Annotated in this window: 18 protein-coding genes; 11 read left to right on the forward strand and 7 right to left on the reverse strand. The window is 69.9% G+C overall.

The features are described 5' to 3' along the window. The first annotated feature begins 707 nt into the window (after window positions 1-707). Genes MWN52_RS16650 through MWN52_RS16660 form a run of 3 tightly spaced genes read left to right on the forward strand, consistent with a single transcriptional unit; the run spans window position 708 to window position 3659 of the window. Window positions 708-1559: a MurR/RpiR family transcriptional regulator gene (locus MWN52_RS16650; RefSeq protein ID WP_130525050.1), complete on the forward strand. Its 852-nt coding sequence runs from the start codon at window positions 708-710 to the stop codon at window positions 1557-1559. 22 nt (window positions 1560-1581) lie between these two features. After that, complete coding sequence (locus tag MWN52_RS16655; protein ID WP_286575584.1) at window positions 1582-2364, forward strand: L,D-transpeptidase family protein; 783 nt, start codon at window positions 1582-1584, stop codon at window positions 2362-2364. Continuing rightward, complete coding sequence (locus tag MWN52_RS16660) at window positions 2361-3659, forward strand: APC family permease (protein ID WP_286575585.1); 1299 nt, start codon at window positions 2361-2363, stop codon at window positions 3657-3659. The genes MWN52_RS16655 and MWN52_RS16660 overlap by 4 nt, the downstream gene beginning before the upstream one ends. Window positions 3660-3858: 199 nt before the next feature. Here the strand turns inward: MWN52_RS16660 and MWN52_RS16665 are convergent, their stop codons facing one another. The 4 genes from MWN52_RS16665 to hppD form a co-directional block, all read right to left on the reverse strand. Further along, the gene (locus tag MWN52_RS16665) at window positions 3859-4470 is read right to left on the reverse strand and encodes a lectin (RefSeq protein ID WP_130535772.1); all 612 of its coding nucleotides are present in this window, start codon (window positions 4468-4470) and stop codon (window positions 3859-3861) included. Window positions 4471-5183: 713 nt separating this feature from the next. Further along, window positions 5184-6482 (reverse strand): homogentisate 1,2-dioxygenase, encoded by a 1299-nt coding sequence (gene hmgA, locus MWN52_RS16675; RefSeq protein WP_286575586.1) that lies wholly within the window; start codon window positions 6480-6482, stop codon window positions 5184-5186. Between the two features lie 33 nt (window positions 6483-6515). Further along, window positions 6516-6938 carry an endonuclease domain-containing protein gene (locus tag MWN52_RS16680; RefSeq protein ID WP_286575587.1) on the reverse strand — a complete coding sequence of 141 codons (423 nt, stop codon included), beginning with the start codon at window positions 6936-6938 and terminating at the stop codon, window positions 6516-6518. A gap of 138 nt (window positions 6939-7076) precedes the next feature. Next, window positions 7077-8186 carry a 4-hydroxyphenylpyruvate dioxygenase gene (hppD, locus tag MWN52_RS16685; protein ID WP_286577776.1) on the reverse strand — a complete coding sequence of 370 codons (1110 nt, stop codon included), beginning with the start codon at window positions 8184-8186 and terminating at the stop codon, window positions 7077-7079. Between the two features lie 78 nt (window positions 8187-8264). Between hppD and MWN52_RS16690 the strand changes: the two genes are divergently transcribed. Then, window positions 8265-8804, forward strand: a complete 540-nt coding sequence (locus tag MWN52_RS16690; RefSeq protein ID WP_130516372.1) for a MarR family winged helix-turn-helix transcriptional regulator — start codon at window positions 8265-8267, stop codon at window positions 8802-8804. Window positions 8805-8898: 94 nt separating this feature from the next. Here MWN52_RS16690 and MWN52_RS16695 read toward each other — a convergent pair whose 3' ends face one another. Next, window positions 8899-9351, reverse strand: coding sequence for a DUF6265 family protein (locus tag MWN52_RS16695; protein WP_286575588.1), 453 nt, complete (start codon window positions 9349-9351; stop codon window positions 8899-8901). Window positions 9352-9450: 99 nt separating this feature from the next. Between MWN52_RS16695 and MWN52_RS16700 the strand changes: the two genes are divergently transcribed. Then, window positions 9451-10290 carry a helix-turn-helix domain-containing protein gene (locus tag MWN52_RS16700; RefSeq protein ID WP_286575589.1) on the forward strand — a complete coding sequence of 280 codons (840 nt, stop codon included), beginning with the start codon at window positions 9451-9453 and terminating at the stop codon, window positions 10288-10290. Window positions 10291-10356: 66 nt separating this feature from the next. On the opposite strand, the gene MWN52_RS16705 is transcribed toward MWN52_RS16700, so the two are convergent. Continuing rightward, the gene (locus tag MWN52_RS16705) at window positions 10357-11877 is read right to left on the reverse strand and encodes a peptide MFS transporter (RefSeq protein ID WP_286575590.1); all 1521 of its coding nucleotides are present in this window, start codon (window positions 11875-11877) and stop codon (window positions 10357-10359) included. A gap of 382 nt (window positions 11878-12259) precedes the next feature. After that, the gene (locus MWN52_RS16710) at window positions 12260-13129 is read right to left on the reverse strand and encodes a tryptophan 2,3-dioxygenase (RefSeq protein WP_130517588.1); all 870 of its coding nucleotides are present in this window, start codon (window positions 13127-13129) and stop codon (window positions 12260-12262) included. A gap of 179 nt (window positions 13130-13308) precedes the next feature. Between MWN52_RS16710 and MWN52_RS16715 the strand changes: the two genes are divergently transcribed. The 6 genes from MWN52_RS16715 (at window position 13309) to MWN52_RS16740 (ending at window position 21507) form a co-directional block, all read left to right on the forward strand. Further along, a complete protein-coding gene (locus tag MWN52_RS16715; RefSeq protein ID WP_286575591.1) occupies window positions 13309-16845 on the forward strand; it encodes a Calx-beta domain-containing protein in 3537 nt (1178 codons plus the stop codon). A gap of 176 nt (window positions 16846-17021) precedes the next feature. Continuing rightward, the gene (gene pdhA, locus MWN52_RS16720; protein ID WP_286577777.1) at window positions 17022-18101 is read left to right on the forward strand and encodes a pyruvate dehydrogenase (acetyl-transferring) E1 component subunit alpha; all 1080 of its coding nucleotides are present in this window, start codon (window positions 17022-17024) and stop codon (window positions 18099-18101) included. Between the two features lie 46 nt (window positions 18102-18147). Further along, entirely contained in the window at window positions 18148-19152 is a 1005-nt protein-coding gene (locus MWN52_RS16725; RefSeq protein ID WP_286577778.1) for an alpha-ketoacid dehydrogenase subunit beta, read from the forward strand. A 1-nt stretch (window position 19153) separates the two neighbouring features. Next, window positions 19154-19501, forward strand: coding sequence for an SH3 domain-containing protein (locus MWN52_RS16730; protein ID WP_130525060.1), 348 nt, complete (start codon window positions 19154-19156; stop codon window positions 19499-19501). Window positions 19502-19503: 2 nt separating this feature from the next. Further along, on the forward strand, window positions 19504-20886 hold the full coding sequence (locus MWN52_RS16735) for a dihydrolipoamide acetyltransferase family protein (RefSeq protein ID WP_286575592.1): 1383 nt from the start codon (window positions 19504-19506) through the stop codon (window positions 20884-20886). Window positions 20887-21066: 180 nt separating this feature from the next. After that, window positions 21067-21507 carry a hypothetical protein gene (locus MWN52_RS16740; RefSeq protein WP_286575593.1) on the forward strand — a complete coding sequence of 147 codons (441 nt, stop codon included), beginning with the start codon at window positions 21067-21069 and terminating at the stop codon, window positions 21505-21507. Window positions 21508-21524 lie beyond the last annotated feature (17 nt).

A 21524-nucleotide genomic window follows, 5' to 3' on the forward strand; every position in this document is an offset into this window, starting at 1 on the left:
GCCGTTTCTGTTGCTGTTGCTTCCGCCTTTCCGGGCCCCTTCCGCAGCGGCGATGCCGACGGGTCAAACCCCGCAGGGGCGCCGCGCATGGATGCGCGGCGTTTCCGGTCGGGGCAGGATGCCCCGTCCGGAAATTCCCGTCGGCAGCGCGGACCCGGCGCGCCGCAGGCGCGGCGGGCGCGAGGACGGGGTGTGCTTTCTTTGGCCTACCTTTCTTTGCACAAGCAAAGAAAGGTAGGTCGTGCCCCGGAGGGGCGCGAAAGCCTTTGCTGTTACATGCTGCTCCGCGTTGGAGGAGTGCCGCATGGAGCCAAGGAGAACACGAACGCGTTTGAGGGTTGCGCGGTTCGCTTTACTGCAATCGAGAGAGCGAGCGCGCTGGTGTTGCAGCTTCTGTTCAAAGCAGGGGCAACCGCCAAAGCGTTTCTCGCCCTGTCGGGCGCGAGTCACTTTTCTTTGCTTGTGCAAAGAAAAGTAACCAAAAGAAAGCACACCCCGTCCTCGCGCCCGCCGCGCTACGCGCGCCGGGTCCGCGTGACCGGCGGGGATTCGCGGAAGGGGCATCCTGCCCCTGCCGCGAACGCCGCGCATCCATGCGCGGCGCCCTTCGGGTGTTTCCCCGCCGGTCCCGCCGCTGCGGAGGGGGCCCGGAAAAGCAGAAACCACGGCAACAGCAACAGCAACAACCTGTGCAGGAGCACCGGCTGATGCCCCCCCTGCTCAAGATCCGCGCCGAACGCGAGCGCATGTCCGCCATCGAGCGGCGCATCGCCGACTACATCCTCGACAACGCCCATCTGCTGCGCGACTACTCCTCCCAGCAACTGGCCAGCGCGCTGGGCATCAGCCAGTCCTCGGTGGTGAAGTTCAGCCAGAAGCTCGGCTTCCGCGGCTATCCGGATCTGAAGTACTCGGTCGGCCAGGCCATCGCGCGCGGCAATGGCGGCCAGCCGGCGGATCCGACCGCGTCCGAAGACGGCGGCGATGCCTACACCCGGCTGGAAGACAGCCTGCGCCGCAGCAAGGCCGCCGCCGAGGAGGAGACCCGCCTGCTCAACCCGCGCGCGCGCATCGAGCAGATCGTCGCGCGAATCGACCAGGCGCAGAAGGTGTTCGTATGCGGGCTGGGCGACGACGGGCTGTTCGCGCGCGAGTTCGCCATGCGCCTGTCGCTGCTGGGCGTGCTGACCGTGCATCACGCCGATGCGATCCTGATGATGACCAACGTCTCGGCCGCGCGGCCGGGCGACGTGCTGATCCTGCTGTCCGAGTTCGGCCAGGTGCCGCAGCTGTCGCAGATCTCGCGCCAGTTCCAGGACGCCGGCGGCGCGGTGGTGTCCATCACCCGGCACACCGCCAACCCGCTGCGCGCGCACGCCGATGCGGCGCTGGTGGTGTCCGCGCACGATCCGGCCCCGCACATCGCCCAGCTGCTGTACCGTTGTTCGCTGCAGTCCCTGCTGGACTTCGTGTTCGTGCTGCTGTGCCAGACCAACCCCGACCGCGAGCGCCAGCTGGCGGTCAACCTGGAGCGCGTCCAGCACCTGCTCGACGCCTGACCCCCTGCCCCGCGGAGCGTCCATGTCCCTGCGCTTGCCCCACTTCCTGCTGTGCACGCTGCTGGTCCTGACCACGCAGCCGGCCCTGGCCAAAGGCACTACCGCCCCGCCCGCGATGTCCCAGGCGCAACAGCTGGTGGTGGTCACCACCGGCGACTGGGACGACACCCGGGGCCGGCTGCAGACCTTCGAACGCGATGGAGCGGGCTGGAAACCGGCGGCGCCGGCCTTCGCCGTGGCGATCGGCAAGCAGGGCAGCGCCTGGGGCGAAGGCCTGTTCCCCGCCCAGCACGAAGGCCCGCGCAAGCGCGAGGGCGATGGCCGCAGCCCGGCCGGGATCTACGGCATCGGCGAGGCCTTCGGCTATGTGCCCTCGGTCGACACCAGGCTCGCCTACCAGCAGATGCAGGCCTCGAGCTGGTGCGTGGACGTGCCGGACTCGCCGCTCTACAACCGGATCGTCGACGAACGCCAGGTCGGCGCGCAGGCCGTCAAGGGCGCCAGCGAGCACATGCGGCTGGATCTGCACAACGACGGCGATCCGCGCTACGCCCGCGGTTTCGTGATCGAACACAACGCCAAGGCCACGCCGGGCTTGGGCAGCTGCATCTTCGCCCACCTGTGGCGCAAGCCCGGCGAGGCGACCGCCGGCTGCACGGCCATGGCCCCGGCCAGCATGGAAGCGCTGCAGGCCTGGCTGGATCCGGCGCGCCGGCCGCTGTTCGTGCTGTTGCCCCGGCCCGAGTACCAGCGCCTGCAACGCGCCTGGTCGCTGCCGCCGCTGCCTGCGGACACGCAGCCGTGAGCGCCGCGCCGACGCCCGCGCAGGGCACGCTGGTCCGCGCGGTCAGCCGCTGGCAGATCGTCGGGCTGTCGATCAACGACGTCATCGGCAGTGGCATCTACCTGCTGCCCGCGGCCACGGTCGCGCTGATGGGGCCGCTGAGCCTGTGGGCGGTGCTGCTGGCCGGCGTGGCGGTGGCGCTGCTGGTGCTGTGCTACGCGCAGGCGGCCAGCTATTTCGACCAGCCGGGCGGCAGCTATCTCTACGCCCGCGAGGCCTTCGGCCGCTACGCGGGTTTCCAGGTCGGCTGGATGATCTGGCTCACGCGCATCAGCTCGGCCGCGGCGCTGGGCAACGGCCTGGCCGATGCGGTCTCGCGCTTCTGGCCGGCGGCCGCCAGCGGCGCCGGCCGCCTGGTGGTGGTGATCGGCTCGCTGGGCCTGCTGACCGCGATCAACGTGATCGGCGTGCGCTCGGCCGCGCGCACCGGCGTGGCGCTGGTGATCGGCAAGCTGGTGCCGCTGCTGCTGTTCGTGGTCGTCGGCCTGTTCTACATGGACTGGTCGCTGGCCTTCGCCGGCACCGCGCCGGACCTGCGCGACCTGCCCAATCTGGGCCAGGCGGCCTTGCTGCTGCTGTTCGCCTACGCCGGCTTCGAGAACATCCCGGCCGCCGCCGGCGAGTTCCGCAACCCGCGCCGCGACGTGCCCTTCGCCCTGATCACCATGATCGCGCTGGTGACGCTGATCTACGCCGCGGTACAGGTGGTGGCGATGGGCACCCTGCCCGGCCTGGCCGAGTCGGCCACGCCGCTGGCCGATGCGGCCGCGCGCTTCGGCGGCGAGGGCCTGGCGCTGGTGCTGACCGTGGGCGCGGTGATCTCGATCCTGGGTACCACCAGCAACACGGTGATGCTGGGGCCGCGCTTCCTGTTCGCGCTGGCGCAGGACGGCTTCGGGCCGAAGTTCCTGGCGGGCGTGCATCCGCGCTTCCGCACGCCGGCTGCGGCGATCATCGTGCAGGGTGTGCTGTCGGTGGCGCTGGCGCTGTCAGGCTCGTTCGAGAAGCTCGCCCTGCTGTCGATGGTGACCCGCCTGCTGGCCTACATCGGCACCGCGGCGGCGGTGCTGGTGCTGGCGCGCAGGCATCGCGACAACCCCAACGCCCTGCGCCTGCCCGGTGGCCCGCTGATCCCGGTGCTGGCGCTGCTGCTCACCCTGGGCCTGCTGTGCAGCGCCAGCCTGGCCAACCTGCTGGCGGTCGGCGCGGCGATGGTGGTGGGGACCTTGATCTACCTGTTCCCACGCAAGGCCTGAGCGGAACTCCACCTGTAGAGCGGAGCTTGCTCCGCTGGAGCTTTCCCGATGACCGGGTCGAAAGGCAGCGGGGCTCGCTCCGCCGGGCTTTCCCGATGACCCGGTCGAAAGGCAGCGGAGCAAGCTCCGCTCTACAGGGTGGGCGCGCCCCGATCGGGAGGACAATGGCCCCCACAGACACACCCACCCACACTCCGCGTTACGCGCAGCCCTCGACGTAGTCGATCTGCGGCGGCAGGCCCACGCGCCAGCTGGTGACCACGCCGTCGGCGCCGGTCTCGAAGACCAGCTTCGCCCCTCCCTGTCCGTCCACGCTCAGGTACTTGCCGCCTTCGACGTACTTGTGCGGCATCGACTGCAGCTTGTCGCCGTACAGCGCGCGCAGCGCGGCCTCGTCCATGCCGACCTTGCCGCCGCCGGGCGCGACTTCCTTGGAGGTGGTCACGTCGTAACGGACGAAGTGATCGCCCTCGATCATGAAGGCCACGTCGGCCTTGTCGGTGGCCCACTTGGGCGTGAGCTGATAGCAGGCGCCGCCCTCCGAGGGCGTGCTGCTGTTGAGCTCGCCGCCCCAGGCCTGGCGCGCGGCGTCGGCGGTGCTGCCCAGCTTCAGATCGCCATAGCCCTGCCAGGTGGCCGGCACGTTGGCCTGTGGGTCCGCTTCGCCGGTCGCGGGCGGCGGCGAGGCCTGCGCCGGCGTGGAGGCGGCCGGCTCGGAGGCGGCCGGCGTGCTGGGCTGCGGCGTGTCGGCCGGCTTGCACGCGGCCAGGGTGAGGGCCAGCGCGGCAGTCAGGGGCAGCAGGGATTTCATGCAGGCGGGCTCCTCGAAGGCGGATATCGGTCCGCCCCAGCCTAGCGGGCGCCGGTGAATCTCACGCAAACCCGGACCGCGCCCGCACTTGCGCGCATGCACGCCACCGGTGTCACCGCCGCTTCATGGACGCCACGCAGGCTGCGCGCGCCTCCCTCCGAGCCGCCTTCGCATGCGCCCGCGCAAGACCGATCAGGCCCACGCCGCCCTGCAGACACATCGCGCGGGCCTGGACATGCGCCAGCGGCGCGTGCTGATCCTGGCCGATGGCCAGCGCAGCCTGGAGGCGCTGACCGCGATGCTGGGCGCCGACACGCCGCTGCACGTGGCCGCGCTGATCCGCGCCGGCTACCTGGGCCTGGCCGAAGAAGCCGCCCCGCCGCCGCGACCTGCACACGCGCCGGCGGCGCCCACCATTCCCGCACCCGTGCACGCGCCTGCGGCTCACCGCCGCTCGATGGTGGCCGCGCGCCTGTACCTGCTCGGCATGCTCGAACTGCAGCGCCATCCCGACGCCCTGCGCCTGCATGCCCAGCTGCAGCGCGCGGCCGACGATCACCTGGCGGTCCAGACCATGCGCGAAGCGCTGCAGCTGCTGCCGGCCCTGACCTCCACCGGCTACGTGCAGCGCATCGCCGACCGCCTGCGCGAGGTGCTGCCCGAGGACCACCTGCACGCGCTGGAGACGCCGACGCCTGCCGTCCCGACAGCCCTCAACCCGGCGGCTGGAAGTTGCGCTTCAGGCCCGCCCAGCACTGCTGGTAGTCACGCTGGCGGTGCGCGGCCTCCATCGCCTGACGCGTGGGCCGCAGCACCGCCCGCGTCTCGAACATGAAGGCCATCGTGTCGGTGATCACGTCCGGCTTGGACAGGTCCGCATGCGAGGCCTTCTCGAAGGTGGCCGCATCGGGCCCGTGTCCGGTCATGCCGTTGTGCAGCGAGGCCCCGCCCGGCGCGAAGCCTTCGGCCTTGGCGTCGTAGGCGCCGTGCACCAGGCCCATGAACTCGCTGGCCACGTTGCGGTGGAACCACGGCGGGCGGAAGGTATCCTGCGCCACCAGCCAGCGCGGCGGGAAGATCACGAAATCCAGATTGGCCGTGCCCGGCGTGTCGCTGGGCGAGGTCAGCACGGTGAAGATCGACGGATCGGGATGATCGAAGCTGATCGAGCCGATCGCATTGAAGCGACGCAGGTCGTAGCGGTACGGCGCCCCGTTGCCGTGCCAGGCGACTACGTCCAGCGGGCTGTGGCCGATGGGCGCGCGCCACAGGTGGCCCTGGAACTTGGCGATCAGCTCGAAGTCGCCCTCGATGTCCTCGTAGGCGGCCACCGGCGTCTCGAAATCGCGCGGATTGGCCAGGCCGTTGGACCCGATCGGCCCCAGCTCGGGCAGGTGCAGCGGCGCACCGAAGTTCTCGCAGACATAGCCGCGCGCCTGACCGTCGGGCAGCGTTACCGCGAAGCGCACGCCGCGCGGGATCACTGCGATCTGCTGCGGCTCCAGCTCGATCACGCCGAACTCGGTGGCCAGCCGCAGCCGACCCAGCTGCGGCACGATCAGCAGTTCGGCATCGGCATCGTAGAACCAGCGCCCCGCCATATCGCGGTTGGCCGCGTACAGATGGATGCCCACGCCGTGCTGCGCCTCGGCCGCGCCGTTGCCGGCCATGGTCAGCAGGCCTTCGACAAAGTCGGTCGGCGCCTCGGGCAGCGGCAGCGGCGACCAGCGCAGCTGGTCCGGGCTCACCGGACCCTGGCCGAAGCCGTTGTGGAAGTCCGGCGCCTGCTCGAACAACGCGAAACCGCCATGCATCGCCGCCGGCCGGATCCGGTACAGCCAGCTGCGCCGGTTCTGCCCGCGCGGCGCGGTGAACGCCGTGCCCGACAGCTGCTCGGCATACAGCCCGAAGGCCACCTGCTGCGGCGAACTGCGCCCCACCGGCAGCGCCCCGGCGATCGCCTCGCTGGCGAACGCGTTGCCGAAGCCGGTCATGTACTGCGTCGAATTCATGGACTCGCCCACCTGTCTACGTCTCGCGGCTCACTAAAGCCCCTCTCCCCTCGGCGACCGGAGGAAGTCCCTGTGGGAGAGAGGGGTTGGGGTGAGGGTGCGTCCGGAGGCGAAATGCCAGATCGCCTCGACCACCGCCTCAACCTCCAACAACACCTCGTTGTCCCAGAAGCGCAGCACGCGCCACCCCTGCGATTCAAGAAGCGCCGTGCGTGCCGCATCGCGACCTTGCGAATGCTGGCCGCCATCCAGCTCGACGATCATCCTGCGCTCGATACAGCAGAAGTCCACGATATAAGGCGGAATCGGATGCTGCCGCCGGAACTTCAGACCTTTCAGTTGGCCACCGCGAAGATGCCGCCAGAGCAAGCGCTCGGCCTCCGTCATCTCGCGACGTAAGACGCGCGCGTAGCGCAACGTCCGCGTCGGCAGCGGTGGCTTGATGCGTCCTGGCATGGGCAGACGTCCTGTCTGGAAGCTTGCTGGAAGCATAGCGTCGTTCGCCATCTGGACTTCGCCGGACCCTCACCCCAACCCCTCTCTCCCACAGGGACTTCCTCCGGTCGCCGCAGGGAGAGGGGCTCAAGACACGGCTTACAGCACGCCACGCCGCATCTGGTCGCGCTCGATGCTTTCGAACAGCGCCTTGAAATTGCCTTCGCCGAAGCCGTCGTTGCCCTTGCGCTGGATGATCTCGAAGAAGATCGGGCCGATCGCGTTCTGGGTGAAGATCTGCAGCAGCTTGCGCTTGCCGGTCTCCGGATCGGCGTCGATCAGGATCTTGTTGCGCGCCAGGCGCTCGACGTCCTCGCCGTGCTCCGGAATACGCTGATCGATCACCTCGAAATACGTCTCCGGCGTGTCCAGGAAGTCCACGCCCGCCGCGCGCATCTGCTCGACCGTGGCGTAGATGTCGTCGGTGAAGCAGGCGATGTGCTGGATGCCCTCGCCCTTGTAGGCATCCAGGTACTCGTTGATCTGCGACTTGGGATCGGACGATTCGTTGAGCGGGATGCGCACCATGCCGTCCGGGGCGGTCATCGCCTTGGACAGCAGGCCGGTCTTGGCGCCCTTGATGTCGAAGTAGCGGATCTCGCGGAAGTTGAACAGCCGCTCGTAGTAGTCCGCCCACTGCGCCATGTTGCCCGGGTAGAGGTTATGGGTCAGATGGTCGATGAAGGTCAGGCCAAAGCCCTTGGGCATGCGCTCGGCGTCCGGCAGCCACTCGTAGTCTGGGTCGTGGATGGTGCCGCTGCTGTCGTAGCGATCGACGATGTAGAGCATGCAGCCGCCGATGCCCTTGATCACCGGCGCGGCCACGGCCTTGGTCAGCTCGCGCGGGCCGATCTGCTCGGCGCCGTTCTTCAGCGCCTGCACGCGGGCCCACTCGGCCAGCTTGTTGACCCGGATGGCGAAGCCGCAGGCGCTCGGTCCGTGCTCGGCGGCGAAGTCGGCGGCGAAGGAATCCGGGTCCTCGTTGATCAGGAAGGTGCAGTCGTTCTGCCGATAGGTGCTGATGGCCCGGGACGTGTGCCGCGCCACCTGGGTGAAGCCGAGCTTGCGGAAGTAGTCGTGCAGCTGGCCGCCCTGGCCGGCGGGGGCGGCGAATTCGACGAATTCGAAGCCGTCGATGCCCATTGGGTTGTCGAACGTGGCAACCTGCGGCTTGGTCTGCGGGGCCTGGATGGAGGGCTGGGCGCTCACGGACATTTCTCCCACCTTGCAAAGGACTTGGCGACAGCATAGTTTCATCTGAAACAAGCTGACAAGCCGCACCGCACCATGAAGCAGCCCGACCCATTGCCACCGGCCCAGCCGCTGACCCTGCAGCTGGAAACCTTCGTCCCCTACCAGCTGAGCGTGCTGTCCAACCGCGTCAGCCAGGCCATTTCCGCCGAGTACTACCGCCGCTTCGGCCTGGTGATGACCGAGTGGCGCACGATGTGCGTGCTCGGCCGCTATCCCGGCCTGTCCGCCGGCGAGGTGGCCGAGCAGACCGCGATGGACAAGGTGGCGGTCAGCCGCGCGGTGGCGCGCCTGCTCGAACGCGGCCTGGTCAGCCGCGACATCCATGGCGACGACCGCCGCCGCTCGGTGCTGGCGCTGTCGGAGAAGGGCCGCGACCTGCACGACACCGTGGCCCCGCTGGTGCTCGAGTGCGAACGCCGCCTGCTCTCGGTCCTCGACGAGGCCGAGGTCGCCCAGCTGCACACGCTGATGCAGCGCCTGGCCGGCAGCGGTATGGACAACCTGCTGGCCGGGCTGAAGGACGCCCCGGTCAGCCCGGTGTCCTCGGCCGACCGTAACCCGCCGCTGGGCTGAGCGCGCGGCAACGCCGAGAACAAAACGCCGCGGTCTCCCGCGGCGTTTTTGTTTCAGAGGACGCCGCATGCGCCCCGGGGCCCTGATCGCACGCTCACGGCGCGCAGCGGGTGTAGTCGAAGTCGATGCGCTGGGGTTTCCCATCCCGGCCCGGGCCTGCGATCCAGGCATTCAGGCGCTCGCCCTGGCGCCGATACTCGATCGTGTTGGGGAAATCGTGCGCGGGGTTGCCGAACCGGATCCAGCCCGGGCCGCTGGCCACCATGGGGAACACCGTCACCGTCTCGCCATTGGGCTGGACGCGCATCGCCAGGCCTTCGCCCTCGCGCACGATGCGCATGAACTCGAAGGACTGCGTCGTCTCACCCTTGCCGGTCCGCGACATCCCGATCAGCTCGCCTCCGACAGGCGCCAGCCACGCTTCCTCGATGACCCGCCCGGCCTCGCCCCCGCACCAGCGGCCGGACAGCCACGCCAGGTCCGGTGCAGCGGCCTGCGCAGCGCCCGACCACATGCCCAACCCCACCACCATCATCGTCGCTGCCATCCGCATCTCGCACCCCCGTCCAGAAGATGAGGCGACCTTAGCGACGCCGCGGCGGGCAAGGCTTGTAAAAACACGCGCGCGGCGGTTCGATGCCCAGCCATGGACTACGCCGAACACACGCCGCCGCCGGCGCTGCGCCGCTACGTGGACTGTCTGTGGGAGCTGCGCGACGCCACGCCCGACGCGGCCATCCAGACCGTGTACCCGGACGGGCGCTGCGAACTGCTGGCCGAACTGGGCGTGCCCCTGCGCTTCCACGGGGCCGACGGACAGCTGCGGGCGGACCAGGCGTTCTGCTTCGCCGCGCAGCAACGTGGCCCCATCCGGCTGCAGGCTACCGGCCCGGTGCATTGCATCGGCGTGCGCCTGACCGCGGCCGCCAGTGGACTGGTCGCCGGCGAGCGCCTGCCGACCCTGCGCGAACAGGCCCCGGACCTCTACACCCTGGACCCTGCATTCGCGCAGCACTTCGCGCAGGCGACCCAGGCCAGCGTCAGCGCGGGGACGCACCAGCCGTTGTGGGATCTGCTGCAGGTCTACTGCGCCGGCTTCGCGCTGGACCCGCTGGCCGAACAGGCCGCCGCGCTGCTGGACGCCGCAGAGGGCGATCTGCGCATGACCGCGCTGGCCGACCGGCTGGGCATGTCCCTGCGCACGCTGCAGGCGCGCTTCCTCACGGCGGTCGGCCTGACGCCGAAGGAGTACGCGCGGGTGCGGCGCCTGCAGGGGCTGCTACGAACGCTGGATGGCGCGGCCTCGCCCATCGCCGAGGCCGCGGCGCAGCACGGCTACAGCGACCAGGCGCATGCCACCCACGACCTGACCCGATTCACCGGCATGACGCCGGCGCGGCTGGTGCGTGCGTTGCGTGGCGACCGCGATGGCGCCGATGCCATACGGCTGGCGGCCGCCTTCGTGCGCGGGCATGCGGGCGCCTGAAGCACCCGCCTCTCCCCAGACACGCCGCGGCGAGCTGAGCCGCCGCGGCGCCGTGCGGACCGGGGCTTACTTCACCCCGTGCATCAGCTTGTTGACCAGCGGGGCGATCAGGAACAGCGCCACGCCGAAGCCGGTGAGGATCCAGAACCCCATCGTGTAGGCGTGCTGCGCCGAGGCCACGGTCATGCCGCCCTCGCCGCTGACCAGCCCGGCGAAGATGCCCGAGAGGTTGTTGCCGATGCCGGTGGACAGGAACCAGCCGCCCATGCCGAAGCCGACCAGGCGCACCGGCGCCAGCTTGGTCACCATCGACAGGCCGATCGGCGACAGGCACAGCTCGCCCACCGACTGCAGCACGTAGACCATGAACAAGGTCCAGAACGGGATCTTGCCGGCGTCGCTGACCAGGGTGGACAGGGCGAACATCAGCAGCAGGAAGGCCGAGCCGTTGAACAGCAGGCCAAGGCCGAACTTGCGCGGGATGGAAGGGTTGAAGCGCCCCATGCGCACCCACAGCCAGGCGATCAGCGGCGCCAGGGTGATGATGGCGATGGAGTTGACCGACTGGAACCACGCGGTCGGGAAGGTCCAGTCGCCGAACTGGCGGTTGACGATCTCATCGGCCAGGAAGGTGAAGCTGCTGCCGGCCTGTTCGAAGAAGCACCAGAACAGCACGTTGAACAGGAAGATGATCAGCATCGCGATCACGCGGTCGCGCTGGACCCGGCCCTCGCGGACGCCTTCGACCAGCAGCAGCACCGACAGCACGATGAACATCACGCCCAGCACCCAGGCCAGCGCGTTGGCGCCCATGGCCAGCAGGAAGTACACCACCGGCACGGCGAGCACGCAGCCCACCGCCACCAGCCAGGTGCGCCCCATGCCTTGCGCGTCGGCCGGCGGCGTGCCGATGCCGCCCAGGCCGCGGCGGCCGATGTAGAACCACACCAGCGACACCAGCATGCCCACGCCCGAGGCGATGAACACCATCTTGTAGGACGGCATGGCCTGGGTGCCGAAGACCTGCTCGGCCAGGTACTGGGTCAGCACCGGGGCGATCATCGCGCCGATGTTGATGCCCATGTAGAAGATGGTGAAGCCCGAATCGCGGCGCTCGTCCTTCAGCCCGTAGAGCTTGCCGACCATGGTCGAGATGTTGGGCTTGAACAGGCCGTTGCCGACGATGATGGTCGACAGGCCCAGCTGGAACACCTGGTGGTTGGGCACCGAGATCAGGAACAGGCCCGCGGCCATCACCACCGCGCCGAGCAGGATCGAGCGCTGATAGCCGATCACCCGGTCGGCGATGTAGCCGCCGAAGATCGCCGCCGCGTAGACCAGCGCCAGGTAGGCGCCGTAGGTGCGGCTGGCATCGGCCTGCCCGGACGCATCGCCGCCATAGAACTGCGCGACGATGTACAGGACCAGGGCCCAGCGGATGCCATAGAAGGCAAAGCGCTCCCAGAACTCGGTCATGAACAGCATCCACAGCGGTCGCGGATGCCCCATCAGGTTGTCGAACTTCGGCGGATCGCCATTGGCCGGCGGCGCGGGCTCGAGCGTGGACCAGTTGGACTGGGCGGTCATGCGTCAGATTCCCCTTGAGAGCGTGTTATGGGCTTTGAGGCGAGTGCGAAGCCGCCTGGGGCGCGTCGAGTCAAGGCGCGCGCCGCCGCCCAGGCTGGCCGCCTGGGCAAGGGGCGCAACGCAGGATCGGCGCGCCCCAGGCGACTTCCCGGAGGGTTGGCCGTCAGCGGCACGGAGCCGGCGCCGCGCGGCTTGCCTTGGCGGCCAGCCAAGGCGGCACCGCGCGACGCCACCTCCGCACCGCTGACGACCAACGCATCTCGCCTCAAAGCTCATAACACGCTCTTAAATCGTGCGTAGACAAAAAAACGCCCCGCGCGGGGGACGGCGCAGGATGGCCGCAGGCGGGTCATTGCGTCAAATGAAACCAATCGCGCCGGATTCAGGCTGACGGGCCTGTCAGCCCCACCACCGTGCGCACCTGGAACAGCTCGGGGAAGAACTCCAGCTCCAGCGCCTGCTTCAGAAAGCCCACGCCCGAGGAGCCGCCGGTGCCGCGCTTGAAGCCGATCACGCGCATCACCGTGCGCATGTGGCGGAAGCGCCACAGCTGGAACTGCGTCTCCAGATCGACGAAATCCTCGGCCAGCGAATACTCGCGCCAGTAGCGGTCGGTGTCGGCATAGATGCGCTCGAACATCGGCAGCAGCGCCTCGTCGCGCACGTGCGCGTGGCTGAAGTCGCGCTCCAGGTGCTGGGCCGGCACCGCATGGCCGAAACGCGCCAGGTAGCGCAGGAACTCCTCGTACAGGCTCGGCGCCTCCAGCGCGGCGGCCAGCGCGCGCTGGCCGGCCGGATCGTGCGAGAACACCTTGAGCATCGCCGCGTTCTTGTTGCCCAGCATGAATTCCAGCTGCCGGTACTGCAGCGACTGGAAGCCCGAGGACGGGCCGAGCACATCGCGGAAGCCCATGTATTCCGAGGGCGTCAGCGTCTCCAGCACCGACCACTGCTCGGTCAGCTGGCGCAGCACCTGCTTGGCGCGCGCCAGCACCTTGCGCGTCTGCCAGACCTCGTCGCGCCGCAGGTGGCCGATGGCCGCGCTCAGCTCGTGGATCATCAGCTTCATCCACAGCTCGGAAACCTGGTGCTGGACGATGAACAGCATCTCGTCGTGGTGCGGCGGCGCCGACAGCGGCTGCTGCGCGGCCAGCAGCTGGTCCAGGCGCAGATAGCCGCCATAGGTGGTGCGACCGGCCAGGTCGGTGTGGATGCCGTCTTCCAGCGGCCGCTGGTTGTCCTGGATCTGCATGCGTTCGGCCATCCCGAGGGGAGCGGCATGGTAGCGCCCGCGCCGCCTGGCATCGCCGGGTGTCGCGGTGTCGCGGCCGATGGCTGTCATGCAATTTACTCAGGCTTCGTTCATAGTCCGGACGCGGGCCGGCGGAACCGGGCCCCATCCCCCGAAGCCTTGCCATGGAGAAGCCGTCGATGACGACGCGTTGGTCGCGCCTGCTGGCGCTTGCGATGTTGGGCCTGGGCGGCGCGCAGTGCGCGCAGGCGCAGGTGGTGATCAGCCAGGTCTACGGCGGCGGCGGCAACAGCGGCGCCACCTACACCAACGACTTCATCGAGCTGCACAACACCGGCACCGCGGCGGTGGACCTGTCCGGCTACAGCGTGCAGTACGCCAGCGCCAGCGGCTCCAGCTGGGCGGTCACCGCGCTGAGCGGCAGCCTGCCCGCCGGCGGCTACTACCTGGTGCAGGAGGCCAAGGGCAGCGGCGGCAGCACTGCCCTGCCCACGCCGGATGCCAGCGGCGGCATCGCCATGTCCGGCACCGCCGGCAAGGTCGCCCTGGTGGCCAGCGCCACCGCGCTCAGCGGCGCCTGCCCGAGCGGGGCGGTGGATCTGGTCGGCTTCGGCGGCACGGCCAGCTGCTACGAGGGCAGCGGCCCCACCCTGGCGCCGAGCAACACCCTGGCGGTGCTGCGCGCCGGCGACGGCTGCACCGACGGCAACGACAACGCCACCGATTTCGCCACCGGCGCGCCCACTCCGCGCAACCGCGCCAGCGCCGCCGTGATCTGCGGCGCGGCCGGCACGCCGGTGCTGTCCATCGCCGACGCCTCGGGCGACGAGGGCGCCGGCCCGCTCGTGTTCACCCTGACCCTGAGCCAGCCGGCGCCGTCCGGCGGCATCGCGGTGGACTACGCCACGGCCGACGGCACCGCCACGGCCGGCAGCGACTACGTCGCCAGCAGCGGCCGCGTCACCCTTGCCGCGGGCCAGACCAGCGCCACGGTCTCCATCGCCCTCATCGACGACAGCGTCACCGAGGCCGACGAGACCTTCAGCCTCACCCTGTCCAACCTGTCCGGCGCGGCGTTGCTTGGCACGGCCAAGGCCACCGGCACCATCGTCAACGACGATCTGTCGCTGACCGCCATTCACGACATCCAGGGCGCGGGCATCGAATCGCCGCGCAAGGGCGCGTTGGTCTACACCACCGGCATCGTCACCGCGGTCAAGAACGTCGGCTTCTGGATCCAGACGCCCGACGCCGAGGTCGACGCCGATCCGGCCACCTCCGAGGGCCTGTACGTCTACACCGGCAGCACGCGCCCGGCCGCGGCCGTGGTCGGCAACCTGGTGCGCGTGTCCGGCACCGTGCAGGAATACGTGCCCAGCGCCGATCCCTACCAGCGCCCGCTGACCGAACTCAGCGGCGGCGTCACCGCCACGCTGCTGGCCAGCGGCCAGGCGCTGCCGGCGCCGATCGCGCTGAACGCCTCGATGCTCACCGCCGGCGGTGGCCTGGACCAGCTGGAGCGCTTCGAAGGCATGCGCGTGACCGTGCCGCAGCTGCGCGTGGTCGGCCCGACCGGCGGCTTCACCAACGAGGTCAACGCCACCGGCACCACCGACGGCCAGTTCTACGCGGTCATCGGCGACACCGCCCGCCCGTTCCGCGAGCCGGGCATCGAGGCGCCCACGCCGGTCTCCGGCGCCATCCCGCAGTGGGACGGCAATCCGGAAATCCTGACCATCGACAGCGACACGCTGGGCGGCGCCGGCACCGCGCTGGACCTGGCCGCCGGCGCGGTGGTCAGCGGCCTGACCGGCCCGCTGGACTACAGCTATCGCCACTACGTGATCGTGCGCGACCCGAGCGTGGCGGTGGACACCGTCGCCGGCCCGGGGCCGACGCCGGCGCGCGCGCCCAACGCCAACGAGTTCACCGTGGCCGGCTACAACATGGAGCGCTTCTTCGACACCACCGCCGACGGCAACGGCGCGCCGACGCTGACGCCCTCGGCCTTCGCCAACCGCCTGTCCAAGGCCTCGGTCGCCATCCGCGACTATCTGCGTCTGCCCGACATCCTGGCGGTGGTGGAGATGGAGAACCTGGCCACGCTGCAGAAGGTGGCCGACAAGGTCAACGCCGACGCGGTGGCGCAGGGCCTGGCCGATCCGCAGTACGTGCCCTACCTGAAGGAAGGCAACGATGTGGGCGGCATCGACGTGGGCTTCCTGGTCAAGACCGCCACGGTCGGCGCCAGCGTGGCGCGCGTGGAGGTCTCCGGCGTGACCCAGTACGGCAAGGACACCACCTGGACCGAGCCCTCCGGCGCCACCAGCCTGCTCAATGATCGTCCGCCGCTGGCGCTGGATGCGGTGGTGCACTGGGCCGACGGCCGCAGCTTCCCGATCACCGTGATCGCCGTGCATCAGCGCTCACTCAACGGCGCCGACACGCTCGACGCCGCCGGCGAGCGCGTGCGCGCCAAGCGCCAGGCGCAGGCGGTGTTCCTGGCCGACCTGATCCAGGGTCTGCAGACCGACAACCCGGAGCGGCGCATCACCGTGCTGGGCGACTTCAACGCCTTCCAGTTCAACGACGGCTACGTCGATGCGCTGGGCACCATCACCGGGCTGCCCAGCCCCGATGCCCAGACCCTGGTGCCCGGCGACGGCGCCGACCTGGTCAATCCGGACCTGACCAACCTGGGCGAACTGCTCGCCGCCGGCCAGAACTACTCCTACACCTTCGGCGGCAGCGCGCAGACGCTGGACCATGTGCTGGTCAACGACGCGCTGGTGCTGGCGACCACCGCCTTCGGCATGGACCACGCGCGCATCAACGCCGATTTCCCGGAAGTGGCGCGCAACGATGCGACCTCGCCGGCCCGCCTGTCCGACCACGATCCGGTGGTGGCCTACTTCGAACTGGCGCCCAAGGCCGACCTGGCGATCGCCGCCACGGCCGGCGCCGCCAGCGTCGTCGCCGGCCAGCCGCTGCACTACACGGTCAATGTGCGCAACAACGGGCCCGAAGGCGCCAACGCCCCGGGCGTGGGCTTCTCGCTGGCCGGCGCGCTGCCGGACATGACGGTCGTCGCGCCGAGTGGCTGGAGCTGCGATGCGGCGCAGGTGGCCGACGGCATGACCTCGGTGGCCTGCAACAGCGCCACGCTGGACAACGCCGCAACGGCCGACTTCAGCGTCAGCGCGACCTCGGTGGCCAGCCAGTCCGGTACCGGCGTCACCCTGGCCGTGGCCGCGACCTCGCAGACCTTCGACCCGGACAGCAGCAACAACCAGGCCGTGGCCCAGGTGCAGGTGACCGCGCCGCCGACCGCCGATGTGTCGGTGTCCGTCGAAGGCCCGGCCAGCATCCGCGCCCCGCAGTTCTACACGCGCTATGTGGTGCATGTGGCCAACGCCGGCCAGCCGGCGGCCAATGCCCAGGTGCTGATCGAAGGCAATACGCTGAACGTGCTGACGCTGATCGATCCGCCGCGCGGCTGGAGCTGCCGGCGCGAGGGCTCGCTGCGCAATACCCAGCTGCGCTGCGCCGCGCGCACGCCGCTGGCCGATGGCGCGCAGGCGGCTTTCCCGCTGTGGGTGACCACGGGCACGGCGCGGCGCGGATCCACGGTCCAGCTCGACGCGCGGGTGTCCACCACCTCGGCCGAGCACGACACGTCCAACAACGGCACACGGTTTTCCACCGCGGTCAGGTAAGCAGGACGACACATCCCGGCAAAAACCCACGCGGCCCTTGATGGGCCGCGTTTTTTTGCGTGAAACGGGGTGAACGGGAACCGGTTGCTGCTGCGCTGCATGAAGGAAAAGCCGCACCGGGTCATTACCATGGCGCGGCTATGATGAAGTCCTCATTCCGCAAGACCGACGATGCCATGTCCCTGGCAGCCAGTTTCCAGATCGAATTCCTGCAGTACCTCAACCCCGACGGCACTTCCAACGGGCGCCCCCTGCCCGAACTGGCCAAGGACACCGGCCGGCTGGTCGAGCTGTTCAAGCAGATGCTGTTCGTGCGCGTGTTCGACACCAAGTCCATCGCGCTGCAGCGCACCGGCAAGCTGGGCACCTATGCCTCGTGCCTGGGCCACGAGGCCACGCACGTGGGCATCGGCGCGTCCATGCGCCCGCAGGACGTGTTCGCGCCCAGCTATCGCGAGTACGGCGCGCAGTTCATGCGCGGGGTCAAGCCGCGCGAGGTGCTGCTGTACTGGGGCGGCGACGAGCGCGGCAACGATTTCGAAGTCCCGCGCCAGGACTTCTCCTGGTCGGTGCCGATCTCCACCCAGTGCCTGCACGCGGCCGGCGCGGCGCTGGCGTTCAAGCTGCGCGGCGAAGACCGCGTGGCGGTGAGCACCTGCGGCGACGGCGGTTCGTCCAAAACCGATTTCTACGCCGCGCTCAATTCGGCCGGCGCCTACCAGCTGCCGCTGGTGCTGGGCGTGGTCAACAACGGCTGGGCCATCTCGGTCCCGCGCTCGGCGCAGACCGGTGCGCAAACTCTGGCGCAGAAGGGCCTGGCCGGCGGCCTGTTCTGCCTGCAGGTGGACGGCAACGACCTGATCGCCGTGCTCGATGCGATGGACCAGGCCATGCAGCGCGCGCGCAGCGGCCAGGGCGGCACGGTGCTGGAGTTCGTCACCTATCGCCTGTCCGACCACACCACCGCCGACGATGCGCGCCGCTACCGCGACGAGGCCGAGGTCAAGGCCGCCTGGGAACGCGACCCGATCCCGCGCATGCGCGCCTGGCTGACCGCGCAGGGCCTGTGGGACGAGGAACAGGAAAGCGCCTGGAAGGCGCAGTGCGGGCAGCGCGTGGACGAAGAGGTCAACGCGTATCTGGCCACCCCGGTGCAGCCGGTGGAGGCGATGTTCGACTACCTCTACGCCGACCCGCCGCCGGAACTGTTGAAGCAGCGCGCCGACGCCATCGCCCGGGAGCAGCGCCATGGATGAGCACAAGCCGATGCCCGCGCACGAAGCGACCAGCGAGACCCACGCGATGCCGACCGTCGAGACCCCGGCGGCCACGCCGATCACCCTGATCGAAGCCATCACCCAGGCCCTGGCCTGGGAAATCACCCACGACCCCACCGTGGTGGTGCTGGGCGAGGACGTGGGCGTCAACGGCGGCGTATTCCGCGCCACCGCCGGCCTGCAGAAGCGCTTCGGCGCCCAGCGCATCCTGGACACGCCGCTGGACGAGACCACCATCGCCGGCCTGAGCGTGGGCATGGCCGCGCAAGGCCTCAAGCCGGTGGCCGAGGCGCAGTTCGACGGCTTCGTCTACCCGATGGTCGACCACCTGGTCTGCCACGCCGCCCGCCTGCGCTACCGCACGCGTGGGCGCCTGCACTGCCCGATGGTGCTGCGCGTGCCGTGGGGCGGCGGCATCCGCGCGCCCGAGCACCACTCCGAGGCCAACGAATCCATCTTCACCAACGTGCCCGGCCTGCGCGTGGTCATGCCGTCCTCGCCGCAGCGCGCCTACGGCCTGCTGCTGGCGGCGATCCGCGACCCGGATCCGGTGATCTACATGGAGCCCAAGCGCATCTACCGCCAGTACAAGGAGCGCGTGCCCGACGACGGCGAGGCGCTGCCGCTGGACGTGTGCTTCGTGCTGCGCGACGGCGCGGATGTGACGCTGGTAAGCTGGGGCGCGCAGGTCAAGGAGGCGCTGGAGGCGGCCGACCAGCTCGCCACCGAGGGCATCAGCGCCGAGGTGATCGACGTGGCCACGTTGACCCCGCTGGACTTCGACACCATCGCCGAGTCGGTGGCCAAGACCGGGCGCTGCGTGATCGTGCACGAGGCGCCCCGCACGGCGGGCTTCGGCGCGGAGATCGCCGCGCGCCTGGCCGAGGAATGCATGTACGACCTGCTGGCCCCGGTCGAACGCGTCACCGGGCCGGACACGCACATGCCGCTGTTCCGCCTGGAGATGAAGTACATGCCCAGCGCCCAGCGCGTGGTCGAGGCGGCCAAGCGCACGCTGGCACGCGGCTGACATGCGGCGCGCGCGCGTGCTGACCCGCCACCGCGCGCCCGACCGCGTGCCGGTGCGCGTGGCCCGGGGCGAGCGCGCGGTGCTGGGCGAGCACGACCACGAGTGGCCCGACTTCGTCTGGGCCACCCTGGCCCAGGGCCTGGGCGGCTGGATGCCGGCCGACGTGTTCCGCATCGACGAGGCCGGCGCCACCGCCCAGCAGGACTACGACACGCGCGAACTCGACGCCGACCCGGGCGATGTGATCACGCTGGAACGCCAACACGCCGGCTGGTGGTGGGCGCACGATGCACAGGGACGCAGCGGCTGGATCCCGGACCGCGCGATCGAATTGATTCAAGAGAGCTGACCATGAGCGAGAGCAAGACCTTCCACCTCCCCGACCTGGGCGAGGGCCTGCCCGATGCGACCATCGTGGAATGGTTCGTCAAGGAGGGCGACGTGGTGCGCCTGGACGAACCGCTGGTGTCGATGGAGACGGCCAAGGCCGTGGTCGAGGTGCCTTCGCCGGTGTCGGGCAAGGTGCTCAAGCTGGCCGGCGCCGCCGGCGAGGTGGTGGTGACCGGCGCGATGCTGGCCCAGTTCGAACCCGATCCCAACCTGCCCCAGCGCGCCGAAGGCCAGGACACCGGCCATCACCACGGCCCGCCCAAGCCCGCCGCGCCTGCCAAGCCGGCGCCGGCCCCCACACCGACGCCGGCCGTGGAAAGCTTCGACCACGAGCGCGACGATGCCGGCACGGTGGTCGGCGCGATGCAGTCCTCCGACGCGGTCCAGGCCGAGGCCGCGATCGCCGTGGGCGGCGTCAAGGCGATGCCGGCGGTCCGCGCGATGGCGCGCAAGCTGGGCGTGGACCTGGCGCGCGTGCGCGCCACCGGCGCCGAGGGCGTGGTCACCATGGCCGACGTCAAGCAGGCCGCCGCCGATGCTTCGCTGCTGCTCCCCGCTCCCACCGGGGGCGCGAGTGCGGCGGCCAGAGCGGCTGCCGCACGTCCCGAACCCGCACCCCAGGGAGAGCGGGGCTCGGACCGCGCGCGCACCGCGCTGTCGGCCAGCGGCAAGCCGATGCGCACCTCGCCCCCGGGCAGCGGCGCCAGCGGCCAGCCCGAGCCGCTCAAGGGCGTGCGTCGCAACATGGCGCGGGTCATGGCCGACGCGCACGCCAAGGTCGTGGCGACCACGCTCAACGACGACGCCGACATCCAGGCCTGGGCGCCGGGCCAGGACGTCACCGCGCGCCTGGTGCGCGGCCTCGTCGCCGCCTGCCGCGCGGTGCCGGCGATGAACGCCTGGTTCGACGGCGAGGCGCTGACCCGGACCCTGCATCCGCACGTGGACGTGGGCATCGCGGTGGACACCGACGACGGCCTGTTCGTACCCGCCCTGCGCAATGCCGACATCCTGGACGCGCGCGGCGTGCGCGAAGGCGTCAACCGCCTGCGCACCCAGGTGCAGGAGCGCTCGATCCCGGCCAGCGAGCTGACCGGCTACACCATCTCGCTGTCCAACTTCGGCATGTTCGCCGGTCGCTACGCCACCCCGATTGTGGTGCCGCCGTGCGTGGCCATCGTCGCGGCCGGGCGCGCGCGCTTCCAGATGACGCCGGTGATGGGCGGCTTCGAATCGCACAAGGTCATCCCGCTGTCGGTGACCTTCGACCACCGCGCCTGCACCGGTGGCGAAGCCGCACGCTTCCTGCGTGCGCTGATCGACGACCTGGCGCTGGCGGACTGATCCGCGGCGCCAGGCGATATCGCCCAGGCCGCGACGGGCGTCCTGGCCTGGACGCGCATGCACCTCAGCGGATGGACGATGGCGGCGGTGGCGCCTCAGAATGCCGCCACCGACCACGTGCAATGACGCCGGATGTCATCAGGCCCGTCCTGTTCCATCCGCCCCTCAGGACGCCCCATCGTGAACATGAAGCTCAAGCTGGAATTCCCACCGGCGCCGGAATTCGCCGAACGGCACGCCGCCAACATCGTCGCTGCCACCAAGGACGTGGACGGGACCGTCCTGGATTACAGCCTGGACTCCTTGCACCACGTCGACCGCATCCTGCAGCGGATGCACGACGACGGCCTGCCCGCCGACCGCATTCCCTCCACGCTGTTCCGCTTCGGTTGCTACATCGGCGAAGTCGCCCTACGCGAGCATCCTGCCGCCTGGGTCGATCCGGCGCGCTTCGTGTCCGAATCCTCGCTGTCGTTCTTCCCTTTCATCGTGCTGCGCTTCCCGAACCAGGCCATCTGGGCGCCGATCAACCTGGCTTTCCAGAAAGTGGAGTTGGGCGAGCAGAAGAGCGTGCATTTCTCGTGCGTGGCGCAGCTGGACTCGGTGCTCAAACCGGCGTGAGCTGATCACGAAACGTG

Origin of the sequence: Pseudoxanthomonas winnipegensis, from assembly GCF_030322905.1 — a bacterium.
In the GTDB taxonomy this organism is placed as follows: Bacteria; Pseudomonadota; Gammaproteobacteria; order Xanthomonadales; family Xanthomonadaceae; genus Pseudoxanthomonas_A; species Pseudoxanthomonas_A winnipegensis.